This window comes from Lacrimispora sp. (assembly GCF_047605665.1).
Taxonomy (GTDB): Bacteria; Bacillota; Clostridia; order Lachnospirales; family Lachnospiraceae; genus Lacrimispora.
This window is the reverse complement of the sequence record NZ_JASGFH010000018.1, coordinates 86666-102454: the sequence shown is the minus strand read 5'-3', so window position 1 is coordinate 102454 and position 15789 is coordinate 86666. Positions and strand designations below refer to the sequence as shown.

The window sequence follows — 15789 nt, the reverse complement described above, 5'->3', positions numbered from 1 at the left end:
CCTGAGCGCCGGTAGCACCGGTTGCGCCAGTAGGTCCGGTTGGTCCCTGAGGTCCGGCAGGTCCCTGAGCGCCGGTAGCGCCAGTTGCGCCAGTAGGTCCGGTCGGTCCCTGAGGTCCGGCAGGTCCCTGAGCGCCAGTTGCGCCAGTAGGTCCGGTTGGTCCCTGAGGTCCAGCAGGTCCCTGAGCGCCGGTAGCACCGGTAGCGCCAGTAGGTCCAGTTGGTCCCTGAGCGCCGGTAGCACCGGTAGCGCCAGTAGGTCCGGTCGGTCCCTGAGCGCCGGTAGCACCAGTAGCACCGGTTGCGCCAGTAGGTCCGGTCGGTCCCTGAGGTCCGGCAGGTCCCTGAGCGCCGGTAGCGCCAGTAGCACCAGTTGCGCCGGTAGGTCCAGTCGGTCCCTGAGCGCCGGTAGCACCAGTTGCGCCAGTTGGTCCGGTAGGTCCAACGGGTCCCTGAGGTCCAATTTCACCGCTAGGTCCGGCTGGCCCAGTTGGTCCCTGAGCGCCGGTAGCACCAGTTGCGCCAGTTGGTCCAATTGGTCCCTGAGCACCGGTAGCACCAGTTGCGCCGGTTGGCCCAATTGGTCCCTGAGCGCCGGTAGCGCCAGTTGCGCCGGTAGGTCCAGTCGGTCCCTGAACGCCCTGAGGTCCAGCGGGTCCTACAGGTCCCTGAGCGCCAGCAGGCCCCTGAGGTCCCTGAGGCCCCTGAGGTCCGGTAGGTCCAGTTGGTCCCAAAAATCCTCTTGGTCCCTGAGGTCCTGTTGGTCCAGCGAATCCCCTTGGTCCCTGAGGTCCGGTTGGTCCTATGCAGCCTCTGGGCCCTTGGGGACCGGGACAGCCTCTAGGCCCCTGAGGTCCTGTTGGGCCGCAGCAACCGCAGTTGCGGTTATCGTCCCAATTTCTACAATTACTCATTAGAGTTCCCTCCTGTCAAGGTTTAATATTGTGATTTTCTTATCCGCGTGGTGAGCTGTAGAGCGGAAATCATAATATAAAGGGTTCTTGCAATCCTTTATAGTTTATGATATGTGGTTTATATCAAGTTTGTTAGAAAGTAAATAATCATGATGGTGCTTAAATATTCGCATAAAAAAGCCGCTCCGCTGATTCCAATCAGCAGGGCAGCCTTATGGTACCTTAAAAGCTGCACTCCCGCAGCGTACTCTATCCGCCATGATCAATAGACGCTGCTCTTGATGGCGCCAATCAATGCATTAAGCCCCAGTTCATTGCAATCGTTGATCAGCCCCATAACAATAAATTTGCTCAGGGATTTTTTTGTCTCTGCAAGATCGTTGAGGCTAAACTGCCGGATCGTTTCTTCAATGAGTTCTGCAATTTCTTTGTTCGCTTCATTTTTATGGGTGAAGCTTACAAATAATTTCTGCAGTTCCTTGATCACCTGTTCGTTTGCTCCTCTTGCCACTACATTGAGCACCTGTATTTCTTCTCTGACTTCCTTTGGCGGTTCTTCGCTGATGACCTTTCCGTCACCTGCAAAGCTGAGCTGAAGATTTGCATCCCCTCTGCCCCCTGCGATGGTTTCACTGATCAGTTCATAAGCCTGGAGGGTAAATCCGTCATTTTCTGAAAGAAAGGTGTAGACCTTTCCGGAATAGCTCTCAAAATGAATGCCTTTAGTACTCTTCTTTTTTCCATTCCGGTAAGACCAGGATGCCAGGTATAGAGCAAGAACAGCCAGCATACCAATGATACTGACGGGATTGGAGCCGGATAGGGCTATGAAGAGCAGGAGCAGCGAAAGACGGACCGGAAAGCTTTCCTTTTGCCCATTTCCCATCCATACCTGAGAAATGGTCGAGGTCTTCAGCATGTGATTTTCCCATCTGACGGTATTTCCTTCGATAACCATAGTAGAATCCTTAAATACCATATTCTTTTGACTTGTCATGAGATTCCCCCTTATATTATTTCACTGTTCATTTTCTATAATAAATGCAGCAAGGACGGGATTTGTAATCATCACAGTGCCTACCGTGTCAAATCCCATGACTTCTATGCGTATGCTGTAGTTGCAGCATTCAGACGTCATCGAGTCTAAGTCCCAGGCTGTTAATGAAAACGGGTTGGTTTCAGTGCTTTCTTCATTTCTTGTGAAGATGAAGCCAGAGCCAACGGGAAACGGATTGGTCTGATTTTTTTCTTGTTTAAATAACTGGAATTTTAGATGCAGCCTTGCCCCGGTTGCAGCAACGCTGCAGGAAAAGTTAAAATGCATGATAAAGTTCTTATATTCAGAGGTATCAAGGTTGATGGAAGCTACCGTGTAAACCGCATTTTTATCTGTATTTTCCGGCAGAAAAATACCTCCGGAAGAAGAACCCTTTAACATCATCTTGTTTGGAGCAGAAACAACCTCCAGGCTTTCAGGAAGACTTTGTACCATCAGCTTTTGGTCGAACTGTCTGGCCGGAACAGGGTGGTGGGTCCGGTTGAACGTGTTGCGATATGGGACATTCCTGGGATAAGGCATACCAAATAAGCAATGATTCATGTCCACAGCTCCTTAAATGAAAGCTCATAGATAGAGCATTCAGTAAAATCACCAAATACCCTATCTATGAAAGAAGTTAGTTTATGCAGCTATTTGTATCAAAGGCTCCAATTAATAGCAATCTGTGTTATCTACAACGATTGCAGAAAGAGTAGCGTTATTGATAGCAGTAACACCAACAGTAGCAACACCGGCAACCGTAGCGACTACGCTGTAGGTGCAGCACTCTTCGTCACAGATATCGCAATCGCAGACGAAGAAGGAGAAGCTATTGCTGTCCGTAACGGCTACAAGGCGGGCAAATGTCCAGATCGGTCCTACTGGAATAGGAGTGAGCTGGCCTTTACACTGTTTGAACACCTGGAAGTTAAGAGAAATAACTGCTGCGGTGGTTACAACGTTACTGGCGAATTCAAACTTGATACATGGGTTCTTTAAGCCCCTGGTATCTACGGTTACAGTAGATAAAGTAAAGGCAGCGCCTGCAATAGTAGCTAATGGGAGAGTTACGGCTCCCTGGCTTCCGCATTTTAACATTGATCTGTTTGGCTTGGGGTATTTCTTTTTGCGCTCACATGTGCAGCTGCAGTTGCATGTGCAATCCTGCTGACACTCGTCACAATCGCATTCGCACATTCTCATATCTTGATCCATCATGATGTGACCTCCATTTTGCTTAATAAGTTAGGTTGTTTAATTATACCTTCTTGGTATACTATATTATATTAAGGAGAAAAGATTGTGCTACAACCCAGTTTCAATATTACACCGGCAGGGCAGGAGGGGATGGGGGGATTAAAAAATCACCTCCCTTTTTTAAAGGGAAGTGATGGAAACTGCAGAACTGAAATAAAGAATAATAAAAAATATCAGATTGAGCAAAGTAAAAGTTGTCAGATAAGAGCGCATATTAAAAGGCATTTCCTTCATATAGAATTTCAGAGAAATCAGGCTCGCCAGAGATGCGATGGGAGTGCCTAAGCCTCCTAAATTGGTTCCTACAAGCAGGGCTTTCCAGTTCTCCGTAAAGCCGGAGAGAAGGACGGCAGCCGGAACATTGCTGATGAACTGGCTGGCGGCAGCGGAAAACAGGACAGGGTTTATCTTTAACATGCTTCCAAGGATACGCTTCATTCCTTCCATCTGCCCCATATTGCCTGCAAATATGAAAAATGCCACAAAAGTCAGTAAAAGCAGGTAATCGGCGGCCAAAAACAGATGGCGGTCAAAGATGAAAAGACTTAAAATCACGGCTCCCAGGACGATTTCATAAGGAAGGACCCGGAATACGGACAATAAGCATAACAGAAAAAGAAAAGCAAAGAGCAGAAGCTTTCCGGAAGATGGCAGAGAATTTCCGGTTTCTTCAAAATGAATTTCCATGGACTTTTTGGGAAGCCCTAAAACCGACAGAGTCAAAAGCAGAAAGCTTAAACCGGTGAGGGGCAGCAGCAGGGCGAAAAAGCTGCCCGCCGAAATAGCATACTTTCCATAGAGAAACAGGTTCTGCGGATTGCCTATGGGAGTTGTCATGCTGCCTAAATTGGCCCCAATGGTCTGAAGCACCACGATCTGAGCCAGGTGTTCTTTTTGTCCCGTCATTTTCAATATGAGAATGGCAAAGGGAACAAAGGTGATGAGAGAAACGTCATTGGTGATCACCATGGAACTGAAAAACGGCAGCATAATCAGCATCCAGGCAAGAAGGCGCAAGTTGTTGTTTCCGGAAAGAAGCTTTCTCGCCGCAAAAACAAAAAGGCCGCATTCCTGAAAGCCTGCAACCACTGCCATAAGGCAGAACAAAAGGGCCAGAACCTTGAAATCAATATAATCAATATAGTCTCTTGATGGGGGAACGAAGATCATGGACAACAGGGCGCAGATGGTGGAAACGGATAAAATGGCATCTTTTCTGATCCACCCTTTAAGCAGTGTTCCCATACGGGCAAAGCGGTATATCATATGTAAATCTCCTTCTGAGTGTGAGTGACGAAATAGCCGGGGCTAAATCCAAATACAAAGGTAGCTTATTTCTTATAAAATGTCAATAAGAAAGCGGAAGCTGTTTTTCCGGATATTTCAGCGGCTGTTGATAAAAATAATCAGGAAATTTGACCCATATTGTACTATAATATGATTTGACCGGAAGAAAACCAATTGATCAAGCATGAGCAGAAATGGAGGATACAGAAATGTCAACTGCAATTATTTGTATTATTTTAGCTGTACTTTGTTTTTTCGGAGTGAGAAGCACCATAAAAAGGACGAAATACGGATGCTGCGGAGGCAGCGGCGGCGGTGAAGAGAAGAAGGTTAAGGTAGCAGATAAAGATATTTCCCATTACCCCTATTCAAGCACCGTAGAGGTGGATGGAATGACCTGCGGAAAATGTCAAAACAGAGTGGAGAACGCTTTTAACAGCCAGGATGGAGTCTATGCTTCGGTGGATTTGGATAAAAGGCAGGCAGTGGTCCGCATGAAAAATCAGATGTCTGAGGACGAACTGAAAGAGATCGTAAGAAAGGCTGGCTACATGCCGGGAGCCGTAAAATAAATGAAACGGGCAGAGATAGAACCGCGGCTTTGACGGGCTGCGGTTAGATGGGAAACATTTAATGAGAAAGCCGGTATAGCACATTAAGTTATGCCGGCTTTCTCTCTTTTGGTGTTTCGCAAATTTTGGTTTACTTACGCCGTCTTACAAAAGTGACAACGCCGATAACGGCAGCGGCCACGATAGCGGCAACAGTGATAACAGCAGGGTTCATGGTGACTCCTCCTTTCGTATTTTTGCAGCTTTATTTGGAAAGCAGACCGTTTGCTTTTTCACAAATCTCGTAAATCTCGTCATACTTTCCGTCAATCAAAGGCGTTACTTTCTCCGCCTTTTTCTTGCTGATATGGACATAGCATAAATAAGGGATGATCCAGCCGACAAAGCCGGGAATTGCCAGAATGACCATCAAAGGAAGCATATCTGCTAAATATGCAAATACCGAACCGGCCATGAAAGCAGTGCCGATTACGCCCGTCACATAAGCCACCGTGGCGGCGGCAATGACCTTTGAATTTTCCAGCGCAATGATTTCATTTACGCAAGCGTCAAACTGCCGCTGCAGGCGGGTCAGTTCCGCTTTATTGCGGATTTTGCGGTCACGTTTTAATTTCAGGGTAACCGCACCGACCTTTTGTACAGGGTGAGAAGTCCCTTCCAAAACCCAGCCAAAGTTGGTATATCCGTCTGTGTATACGGAAACCATGTCATCTTTAACTGTCACATCTTTATATTCATAGCCGATAAAAGCGTTATCGCCCATAAATGCTTCATTCACCATAATCACTCCTGTTCATCGTCATCGCTGCTTTGCGTCCCGGTTTCGGGGCCGCTCTCGTCCGGCGTCAAAAAAGCATCAACAAATTCATTTTCGATTTTTTTATATTTCGTTACAACGGTATCTTCAATTTTCTGATAGCCGGACACCACGCTGTTTTCAATTGCTTTATAACCGCCAACCACAGCTTTTTCGATTTTCTTTTGAGTTCTCATTATTTTATTCATAAAACCACCTCCTGTTTAAACTGTTTTAATTCCTTTGATAAGCGGAATAAGTGAAAGTAACGCGATAATACCGACGATACCAACGACGATACCCAGGACCATCTTTCCCCACACCATTGCAAGGCACATGCCAACACCCAGTACGAGTGCACCTGTCACACCGAGAATGCCGGCCAGAATTGTTTTTCCGTTTAAGCGTATTGGGGATTTGTGTTCCATCCTGCGCCATGTGGTCACTGCCGCAAGCAGTACAGCCAGTCCGGCACACCCTATCACCACCCCTGGCTTAAATGCATTCCATTCAGGCAGTAAGCTCATGCACATGCCGATGGCAGTTAAAATACCGCCGATTGTTCCCATAATCATTGCTATAAAGCTGCTTTTTTTCATTTCTTTCATCTCCTCATTTGGTTTTGATACCCATACTTTACCTCGCTGTTGTTTGCGAGATAATGAAATATTGTTTGCAAAATATTAAAATGAAAAACCGGCGGTCACTCCCAAAGGAAATGAACGCCGGTTTCTTCTGAATATGATGTCAATAATTTAAAGGGATTGTCACCGTGAATGTACTGCCTTTTCCTGGTTCACTGGTAACGTTCAACTGTCCCCCTGATTTCTCAATCACCCTGTATGCGAGGGCGAGCCCCAGGCCGTTGCCCTCGCTGGAATGGGAAGTATCGCCCTGGTAAAATTTGTCGAAAATATGCCGCATGGTATCTTTGCTCATGCCGCAGCCTGTATCAGAAACGGAAACAGTTATGGTGTCATGGTCAGAGGTTTGCACCAAAGAAATCCTGCCTCCCGTTTCCGTGAATTTAAGGGCATTGGAAAGCAGGTTCTGCCATACAATTTCCAGCATGCCTGCGTCTGCCCGTATCATAGCCTTATCCTCAATATCAGCGGTAAAATCAATGTCTTTTTCTTCCCATAGATTTTCAAGCTGCAAGGCACAGTCACATAATTGCTTGCATACGTCGTAAGGCTCTTCCGGCAAGGTGATATTCTGATTGTCCAGCTTATTAAGGCGCAGGATGTTTATAACGAGAGTATTCAGCTTCTGAGAAGCGGTAATAATGGTATTGCTATAGTCTTTTCGCACTTCCTCCGGCAGACTGTCATTTTGCAGGGCAGCGGCGTAATTCTGAATGATGGACAAGGGCGTTTTGATTTCATGGGAAACATTCGCAATAAAATCATTGGTCAGGGTTTCTATGCTTCCAAGCTCTTCAACCATTTTGTTAAAGTCCGTATACATGACATCTACATAGTCGTATTGATCCGAAGTGTGAATCGGCTCCAAGTATACAGAAAAATCACCTTCGGCCACTTCTTTTGCTGCTTTGCTTATTTTCCGCATGGGTGCGTCAAACTTGATGCGTATCTGTCTGTGGGTGATCAGGATAAAGGAAGCGGACACAAGCCCCCAATAGCCCAGCATGCCAAAAATATATTCCATGGGCATTGTTCCAAAGTCTATATATTCAGCATAAATCAGCCATTGACCGGCTGAAAGGACGAGCAGAACAAAATAGGTTATCAGATAGGCTTTTAAGGAAAAATGTATGGATTTAATGCGTTCATCCGGACGTTCTTTCACTTTCTTCATTTGAGCACCGCCTTATATCCAAGCCCGTGAACCGTAACAATCTGAAAATCCTCACAAACCGAAAACTTATCCCTCAACTTGGTAATATAAACATCGACGGCACGCAGGCTGGTATCACTGTCGACTCCCCAGAACTCGTCCATGAGCTGCGCACGGGAAAACGTCTTTTTGGGATAGGACAGCAGCTTGAACAGGATATTGAACTCACGGACAGTTACCGGGATTTCTTCGTCATAAATGCTTGCTGTAACTGCATCGGCATCTAAAGTGAGGCTGCCGACAGTCAGCTTTTTTTCGTCCATGATGTTTGCACGGCGCAGGAGTGCAGCAACCCGCAATACGAGTTCGTCCAAATTAACCGGCTTAACCATGTAGTCATCAATCCCGGCGCGAAAGCCCTTTTGTTTGGAGGCAATATCATCACGTGCCGTCATAAACAGGATGGGGATCGTTTTATTCAGAGAGCGCACGGTTTTAGCAAATTCAAAGCCATCGATCTCCGGCATCATAATATCGGAAATAATCAGGTCATATAAGCTGCCGTACATGAAATTATATGCCTCATTGGGATTAAGACAGCCTTTTGCAGCATATCCGTTGTCAGAAAGATAAGCGCATACGATTTGATTCAGTTTTAAATCGTCTTCTACTACTAATATATTTATCATTATGAAACCTCCGGTATAAAGAAAATTAAATGATTATATCATGATGTTGTTTGAGAATTGTTAAAGTTTCTTTGCCCCTTTTAACGGCTCTTTTGCAATACCTCTATTAAAATTATACTGCTGATAAAAGAAGATTACAAACGATTATAAAATCTCAGGCTCAGACGGCCGGCGGAAAAGGGATTGACCGGACCGGTGAAATGCAATAAAATAGAAGGCGAGGTGAAAAAAATGACAGAAGGTGCATTGGTTTTAGAAGGCGGCTCTTTAAGAGGAGTATTTACCGCCGGAGTTCTGGACGTATTTATGGAAAAAGGAATCAGCCTGTCTTACGTAAATGGTGTGTCAGCCGGCTCCATGGCAGGAATGAGCTATGTAAGCGGCCAGATCGGGCGTACCATAAAAGTGGATTTGGATTATGTCAGAGACAAACGGTTTTTAAGCTTTCGGAACATGGTGAGAAACCGTTCCATCTTTAATTTTGATTTTCTCTTCGGGGAGCTCAGTGAAACCCTGGTCCCCTTTGATTATGATAGTTTTTGGAAATCTCCTCAGAAGTTTGAGGTGGTTGCCACCCGTTGTAAGACGGGAAAACCGGAGTATTTTGAAAAAAGCTCCAGTGATGATTTCATCAGCGTGGTCAAGGCTTCCAGCAGCATTCCCATCCTTTCCGGGATGGTCAATGTCAACGGAAAGAAGTATTTGGACGGCGGCTGTTCCATGCCCATTGCCTACCAGAGGGCCATTGATTTAGGATATGAGAAAATCATTTTGATTCTGACCAGGGAAAAGGGATACCGGAAGCCGCCCTTGGATAAATGGACAAAAAGAGGGTATGAGCGTTATTTTGCGCCTCTTCCTGAGTTTTTAAAAGCCTTGAAAGAGGTTCCGGACCGGTATAACCGGATGCAGGATGAAATTGACAAGCTGGAAGAGGACGGAAGGATTTATGTGATCCGCCCGGATAAGCATGTGACGGTACAGAGGACGGAACAGGATAAGCGGAAGCTGGAAGCTCTTTATGAGGACGGGAAACGTCTGGCAGAGGAGAATCTGGCAAAATTGAAGCATTATCTGGGAATTTCAGAGTAAGGGATGCCTTGCAGGAAGGAAAAACGGTATAGTTTATGAGCATTTATGATACATTGAATCCAATGCAGAAGGAAGCGGTACTTCAAACCGAAGGCCCGCTTCTTGTGCTGGCAGGGGCCGGGTCGGGAAAGACCAGGGTTCTGACCCACCGCATTGCTTATCTGATAGAAGAAAAGGGGATCAACCCATGGAATATTCTGGCAATCACCTTTACCAATAAGGCGGCGGGAGAAATGAGGGAGCGTGTGGACCGTCTGGTTGGCTTTGGTGCCGACAGCATATGGGTTTCCACCTTTCATTCCTCCTGTGTCCGCATTCTGCGGCGGCATATTGAAAGCCTTGGATATACGACCAATTTTACCATCTATGATTCTGACGATCAGAGAACCCTGATGCGCCTTGTTTTAAAGAACTTGGACATTGATCCCAAGCTTTTTAAGGACCGGGCCATGCTGGGGCTTATTTCCACGGCAAAAAATGAACTGATAACAGCCGACGAGTTTGAAAAAAATGCTTCCTCTGATTTCCGGCAGAAAAAAGCGGCTTCGATCTATAAGGAATACCAGAGCCAGTTGAGAAAGAACAATGCTCTGGATTTTGATGATCTGATCATGAAAACCGTACAGTTATTTCAGCAGAATCCGGAGATACTGGATTACTATCAGGAACGGTTTAAATATATCATGGTGGATGAGTACCAGGATACTAATACGGCTCAGTTTGAGCTGATCAGCCTGCTGGCCGGAAAATATAAAAATCTCTGCGTGGTGGGAGATGATGACCAGTCCATCTACAAGTTCCGGGGGGCGAATATTGAAAATATTTTAAATTTTGAAAAAGCTTATCCCGGTGCAAAGGTGATCAAACTGGAGCAGAATTACCGTTCCAGCCAGAGCATATTGAATGCTGCCAATGAGGTGATACGCCATAACAGAGGCCGGAAGGACAAGACCCTTTGGACTGCCAATGATGAAGGACCTCTGGTGCAGTTTAAGCAGTTTGAAAATGCCTCTGAGGAAGCGGAGGCCATTGTACGGGATATTTTAAACAGCGCTTCTGATTATCAGGACAATGCAATCCTTTACCGGACCAATGCCCAGTCCCGTCTGCTGGAAGAAAAGTGCCTTCAGCACAACGTTCCTTACCGCATGGTAGGAGGTGTAAACTTCTATCAGAGAAAGGAAATCAAGGACGTGCTGGCTTACTTAAAGACCATTGCCAATGGAAGGGATGATCTGTCGGCTTTGAGAATCGTCAATGTGCCAAAGCGGGGCATTGGAGCCACCAGTTTGGGAAAAGTGCAGGCATTTGCATCGGAACACGATTTTTCCGTTTACGATGCCTTTTGCCGGGCAAAGGCTGTGCCGGGGCTGGGGAAGGCTGCGGACAAGATTCTGGGCTTTACGGCTCAGATCGAGGACTTTCGGGGAAGGCTGGAAGAAGAGGCGTATTCCATCCATGATCTGATTGAAGATGTTTTGGATGAAACGGGATATTTAAAGGAGCTGGAGGCAGAAGGGGAAATCGAATATCAGACCCGTCTGGAAAATATTGAGGAATTGGTCAATAAAGCGGTCAGCTTTGAGGGAGAGCATGAGCATCCCGACCTCAATGAATTTTTAGAAGAAGTGGCTCTGGTGGCTGATGTGGACCGCATGGACTCGTCGGAAAACAGGGTGACTCTTATGACTTTACATAGTGCCAAGGGGCTGGAATTCCCGCGGGTGTATTTAAGCGGGATGGAAGATGGACTGTTCCCAAGCATGATGTCCATATCTTCGGATGATAAGGAAGATGTGGAAGAAGAGCGGCGTCTCTGCTACGTTGGAATTACGAGAGCCCAGCAGTTTTTGATGATGACAGGGGCGAGACAGCGCATGGTCAATGGGGAAACCAGGTATTCAAAAGTAAGCCGCTTTATCGAAGAAATCCCGGCACACCTTCTGGATTCTTCCAAACTGGAGTCCAGACTTTTCTCCACCCGGAGCGCTTCGGATTTTGACGACAGCGCTTTGCCCTGGGGGGGCGGGAAAAGTGGGGGACGGCCTCTTGGAGTCAACCGCTTTGGACCGGATCATGGAAGTTCCGCCCAGCCTGCCTTTGGAAAGGCTTTTACAGTGGAAAAGGCCGGCTCTCTCGATTATAAAGAGGGGGACCGGGTCAGACACATGAAATTCGGAGAAGGTCAGGTCATGGAGATCAAGGACGGCGGAAGGGATTTTGAGGTGACAGTGCAGTTTGATCAGGCCGGAGTGAAAAAGATGTTCGCTTCCTTTGCAAAGCTGAAACTGGTGTAAGAAAGAGCTGTAATACGATTTTTACAAAATTTATAAAATTTATAAAAAAAGGCAAAAATGATAGTAAAATAATCAATATAATGGTATAATAACTGCGATAGGCAGAGAAACTAAAACTTTGCCGGAAGGTAAGGAAAACGCCTTACAGCATATTTTAAAGCTTTGAAAAAGGGCAAAAAAAAGAAAGCAGGGCTCTCAGAAAGGACGTGGACACATGAACAGATTTGATGCAATGAGCAAAGAAGCGATGAGCAAACTGGAAGATATGATAAATTCAAGCAGAGTGAACGAATTGCTTCATAGGAGGGAACAGGAAGAAAAGAAGAAAAACTGCATCCTTTGGGTATTGGCTATCATAGGTGCAGTGGCAGCAGTGGCAGGAATTGCCTACACTGTATACCGCTTCTTTACACCGGATTATCTGGAAGATTTTGAAGACGATTTCGATGATGACTTTGACGATGATTTTTTTGAAGACGATCAGCCGGGCGAAGGTTCTGAAGAGTAAAATTTGCATTTAAAACGAGCAAAAGCGTGCCTCAGAAAGTGAGACACGCTTTTTTGCCTGAAAATTAAGATAGAGCAGGATAGGAGTCAGAAACGTGAAAAAGGGTGAAATATACGAAGGTACAATAGGAAGATTTGATTTCCCGGATAAAGGAGTTATTGAACTTCCTGAAGGAAAAATTGCGGTAAAGCACAGCCTTCCCGGTCAGAAGGTAAGGGTTATGATCAATAAGAAAAGAGGCGGGAAGTGCGAAGGACGGATTCTGGAAGTGTTGGAACGCTCCCCACTGGAAACAGCGGAGAATCCATGTTCTCATTTCGGAAACTGCGGCGGATGCACATATCAGACGATTCCATATGAAAAGCAGCTTAAGATTAAAGAGCAGCAGGTGAAAGCTCTTTTGGATGGGGTCTGCGAGGGTTATGAGTTTGAGGGTATTAAGGGCAGTCCCATGGAAGATGGGTATAGGAATAAGATGGAGTTTTCCTTTGGAGATGAGTATAAGGATGGACCTCTTGCGCTGGGAATGCATAAGAGAGGAAGTTTTTACGATGTGGTGACTACAGAGGACTGCCGGATTGTTCACCCTGATTTTTGTTGTATTTTAAAAGGGGTAAAGGAGTATTTTGAAGTCAGGGGAATTGGATTTTATAAGAAAATGCAGCATACGGGATATCTGCGTCATTTACTGGTGCGCAGAGCTGTAAAGACAGGGGAAATATTGGTGGATCTGGTGACGACTACTCAGGAAGAACTGGATTTGAAACCGTTTGCGGATATGCTTTTAGGGCTTGAACTGGAAGGGAAGATTGTTGGGATTTTGCATACGCTCAATGACAGTCTGGCTGATGTGGTGAAGAGTGACAGGACTGATATTTTGTATGGGCAGGATTTCTTTTATGAAGAGCTTTTAGGATTGAAATTTAAGATATCGCCTTTTTCTTTCTTTCAGACGAATTCTCTTGGGGCAGAGGTATTGTATGAGAAAACCAGGGAGTATGTGGGGGAGACGAAGGACAAGGTCGTGTTTGATTTATATAGCGGAACAGGAACGATTGCGCAGATCGTGGCTCCGGTTGCTAAGAAGGTTGTGGGAGTGGAGATTGTGGAAGAGGCTGTGGAAGCGGCGAAGGAGAATGCGAAACTTAATGGGTTGGAGAATTGTGAGTTTATTGCCGGAGATGTATTGAAGGTGATTGGAAGCCTTGAGGATAAACCGGATCTTATTATTCTGGACCCGCCGAGAGATGGGATTCATCCGAAGGCTTTGGGGGCGATTATTGATTTTGGGGTGGATAGGATGGTTTATGTGTCTTGTAAGCCTACCAGTTTGGTTAGGGATTTGGTGGTGTTGCAGGAGAGAGGGTATCGGGTGGAGAGGGTTTGCTGTGTGGATATGTTTCCTTCTACGGCTGGAATTGAGACAGTTGTTGAATTGTGCCGAAATTAGTGTTATAAGTTACTTATCATTGTATATGGGCCAATATTATAAAACAAGGGGCAGGAATCATAATCTGTGCCTTGTTTTTAATTGTATCACCGTAAAAATGCCCCCTGCTATTCTTGCAGAAAACTGGTTGAACGAGTTGTAAAAGAATATTATTCAGGTAAAACTCTTTTTTGTATAAAGGTAACTTTTTTTGATTATATATGGTTTAAATTGTGATTACACCGGTTTTTGAGTCTAAATAGTTTAATTTCTGCTAAATTGATTTTCCTTAAGTATATTTTAAAAATCCAGATAATACATTAACAACAAAAGCGTTGATGAAAGGCATCCATATATGTCTGATCAAACAGTTAATTATCTGACAAATCCAAGTGATTCTACAAGATATGAAATATTAAGAAATGCTTTTACAAACGCGGGCCGGCCAGAAGATTTTGAAAATGTTGTTGAACTATTAAATCCCCCGCCTGATATTACCTCTTATGCGGCTCCCGGAGCACATAAAAATATTAAAGTAGGTATAATCGGTGCAGGTTTGGCAGGTTTATCCGCTGCCTTTGAATTAAGAAAAATTGGAGTAGAAGTTACTCTGTATGATGCCATGGAAGACCGCATAGGTGGAAGGGTATATACTTATTATTTTGATCAGGACAGGCGGTATTATGGAGAATTTGGTGCTATGAGAATCCCTCTGTCCCATGGCACAACCTGGCATTATATAAATTTGTTACATCTGAATACCATTTCGCTTACTTCACCTTTTCCCAACAACTTTATATACGTTCATAATACCAGAATACGGAGAGATCGGGACGGGAGTAATATAACGAAATATTTATATCCCTTATTTAATCTTACGGATTATGAAAAGTCTTTGCCATGGTCAGAGTTAAATGATTATGCCTTTGATTCTGTCTTACGAAGCCTGGCTCCGTATACCCGGAGAGAATTGCTGCAGATTCTGCCGGCGTATTCGCCAGAGTATTCCTTTTATATAAACAACAGTATCAGGGATATACTGGAGATGCGCGGTTTAAGTCAAGACGCCATAAACTTGATAGCCAGTGTGGACCCTCTGATCGGAGGACTGCTTAACACCAGTTACAGTGAATCCCTGCAGGAGTTATATTCCATGGATTTTCTGAATACTTACCGAATAGCTGGAGGTATGATCAACCTTCCTTTGGCTTTTTATAATTCGCTTACGTCCCCCAATCCGGGAGAATATGATATTGCACCGGATCTGCTTGGGAATGTTGATATTAAACTTGGTCATAATGTAACCGGAATTTATCAGAGTTCCCCTGAAAGTAAAGTTATTCTAAGATATAATAACACTTACATGACAAATGCATATGAAGAATTTGATTACGTTATCTGTGCCATCCCATTCTCCACTTTACGGGAAGTAGATATAAAACCATTTTTCAGTAATCAGAAAATGCAGGCTATCCGGGAATTATTTTACACGGATTCCCTTAAGGCTGCCTTTTTCTGTAATCGGCGTTTTTGGGAGGAAAATACGATATATGGAAACATGAACGGAGGTATTTCTTTTACTGATCTGCCGATTCAGTCCATTATATATCCCTCCGACCATATCCAATGTACGGAGCCCTTATCCTGCTCACCATTAGAACCCGGTGTATTAGTTGCCTCTTATAATGTGAATCAGGATTCTATACGGGTTGCGAATCAAAGCGAAAGCAGGCGTTTTTCGTTGATTAAGAGAAATGTGGAAGAGGTACATGGACTGCCGGAGAATTTCTTGGATTCTATTGTGGAGCATTATAAAGTTGTAGATTGGAACCACCAGCAGTGGTTTCGAGGGGCATTTGCTGTAAATCTCCCCGGTCAAAAGATAAATTTCGCCCATACCATTCTTGAACCGGAATATAATAACCGTGTATTTTTTGCTGGAGAACACACTTCTGTAAAACCTGGCTGGATGCAGGGAGCCTTATATAGCGGTATGCTGGCGGCTAATACACTGGCGATGAATCTGAGATAATATAGAATTGGAATATTAAATATAAACATATACAATATAGCTTTCCAATAATTATTCTAATGTTGTATTTTAGCGCTGCTT

At 44.9% G+C, this 15789-nt stretch carries 15 protein-coding genes and 1 pseudogene; 6 read left to right on the top strand and 10 right to left on the bottom strand.

Annotated elements, in window-relative coordinates:
- From QM657_RS15020 to QM657_RS15000, 5 genes and pseudogenes are all read right to left on the bottom strand, one after another.
- Positions 1–913 (bottom strand): annotated as a pseudogene (locus QM657_RS15020) (collagen-like protein); the annotation flags it as partial.
- 262 nt (positions 914–1175) lie between these two features.
- Positions 1176–1910: a hypothetical protein gene (locus QM657_RS15015; protein WP_415067514.1), complete on the bottom strand. Its 735-nt coding sequence runs from the start codon at positions 1908–1910 to the stop codon at positions 1176–1178.
- Between the two features lie 21 nt (positions 1911–1931).
- The gene (locus QM657_RS15010; RefSeq protein WP_415067513.1) at positions 1932–2513 is read right to left on the bottom strand and encodes a DUF4489 domain-containing protein; all 582 of its coding nucleotides are present in this window, start codon (positions 2511–2513) and stop codon (positions 1932–1934) included.
- Between the two features lie 111 nt (positions 2514–2624).
- The gene (locus QM657_RS15005; RefSeq protein WP_415067512.1) at positions 2625–3050 is read right to left on the bottom strand and encodes a DUF4489 domain-containing protein; all 426 of its coding nucleotides are present in this window, start codon (positions 3048–3050) and stop codon (positions 2625–2627) included.
- A 279-nt stretch (positions 3051–3329) separates the two neighbouring features.
- Positions 3330–4475: an SLC13 family permease gene (locus QM657_RS15000; RefSeq protein WP_415067511.1), complete on the bottom strand. Its 1146-nt coding sequence runs from the start codon at positions 4473–4475 to the stop codon at positions 3330–3332.
- Between the two features lie 230 nt (positions 4476–4705).
- Here QM657_RS15000 and QM657_RS14995 point away from each other — a divergent pair, with 230 nt between their 5' ends.
- Positions 4706–5068: a heavy-metal-associated domain-containing protein gene (locus QM657_RS14995; RefSeq protein ID WP_415067510.1), complete on the top strand. Its 363-nt coding sequence runs from the start codon at positions 4706–4708 to the stop codon at positions 5066–5068.
- A 244-nt stretch (positions 5069–5312) separates the two neighbouring features.
- On the opposite strand, the gene QM657_RS14990 is transcribed toward QM657_RS14995, so the two are convergent.
- The 5 genes from QM657_RS14990 to QM657_RS14970 form a co-directional block, all read right to left on the bottom strand.
- Positions 5313–5849 (bottom strand): hypothetical protein, encoded by a 537-nt coding sequence (locus QM657_RS14990; RefSeq protein ID WP_415067509.1) that lies wholly within the window; start codon positions 5847–5849, stop codon positions 5313–5315.
- A gap of 2 nt (positions 5850–5851) precedes the next feature.
- Positions 5852–6073, bottom strand: a complete 222-nt coding sequence (locus QM657_RS14985) for a hypothetical protein (RefSeq protein ID WP_415067508.1) — start codon at positions 6071–6073, stop codon at positions 5852–5854.
- A 15-nt stretch (positions 6074–6088) separates the two neighbouring features.
- Positions 6089–6463, bottom strand: a complete 375-nt coding sequence (locus QM657_RS14980; protein WP_415067507.1) for a hypothetical protein — start codon at positions 6461–6463, stop codon at positions 6089–6091.
- A gap of 148 nt (positions 6464–6611) precedes the next feature.
- Positions 6612–7682 (bottom strand): ATP-binding protein, encoded by a 1071-nt coding sequence (locus tag QM657_RS14975; RefSeq protein ID WP_415067506.1) that lies wholly within the window; start codon positions 7680–7682, stop codon positions 6612–6614.
- Positions 7679–8350 carry a response regulator transcription factor gene (locus QM657_RS14970; RefSeq protein ID WP_415067505.1) on the bottom strand — a complete coding sequence of 224 codons (672 nt, stop codon included), beginning with the start codon at positions 8348–8350 and terminating at the stop codon, positions 7679–7681. The genes QM657_RS14975 and QM657_RS14970 overlap by 4 nt, the downstream gene beginning before the upstream one ends.
- Positions 8351–8581: 231 nt before the next feature.
- Between QM657_RS14970 and QM657_RS14965 the strand changes: the two genes are divergently transcribed.
- The 5 genes from QM657_RS14965 to QM657_RS14945 all read left to right on the top strand — a co-directional run bounded on the left by QM657_RS14965 (position 8582) and on the right by QM657_RS14945 (position 15708).
- Positions 8582–9442, top strand: a complete 861-nt coding sequence (locus QM657_RS14965) for a patatin-like phospholipase family protein (RefSeq protein ID WP_415067515.1) — start codon at positions 8582–8584, stop codon at positions 9440–9442.
- A 35-nt stretch (positions 9443–9477) separates the two neighbouring features.
- The gene (gene pcrA / locus QM657_RS14960) at positions 9478–11739 is read left to right on the top strand and encodes a DNA helicase PcrA (protein WP_415067504.1); all 2262 of its coding nucleotides are present in this window, start codon (positions 9478–9480) and stop codon (positions 11737–11739) included.
- Between the two features lie 214 nt (positions 11740–11953).
- Positions 11954–12247 (top strand): DUF4366 domain-containing protein, encoded by a 294-nt coding sequence (locus QM657_RS14955; RefSeq protein WP_333651658.1) that lies wholly within the window; start codon positions 11954–11956, stop codon positions 12245–12247.
- Between the two features lie 94 nt (positions 12248–12341).
- Positions 12342–13697, top strand: coding sequence for a 23S rRNA (uracil(1939)-C(5))-methyltransferase RlmD (rlmD, locus tag QM657_RS14950; protein WP_415067503.1), 1356 nt, complete (start codon positions 12342–12344; stop codon positions 13695–13697).
- A gap of 334 nt (positions 13698–14031) precedes the next feature.
- Entirely contained in the window at positions 14032–15708 is a 1677-nt protein-coding gene (locus QM657_RS14945) for a flavin monoamine oxidase family protein (RefSeq protein WP_415067502.1), read from the top strand.
- Positions 15709–15789: the final 81 nt, after the last annotated feature.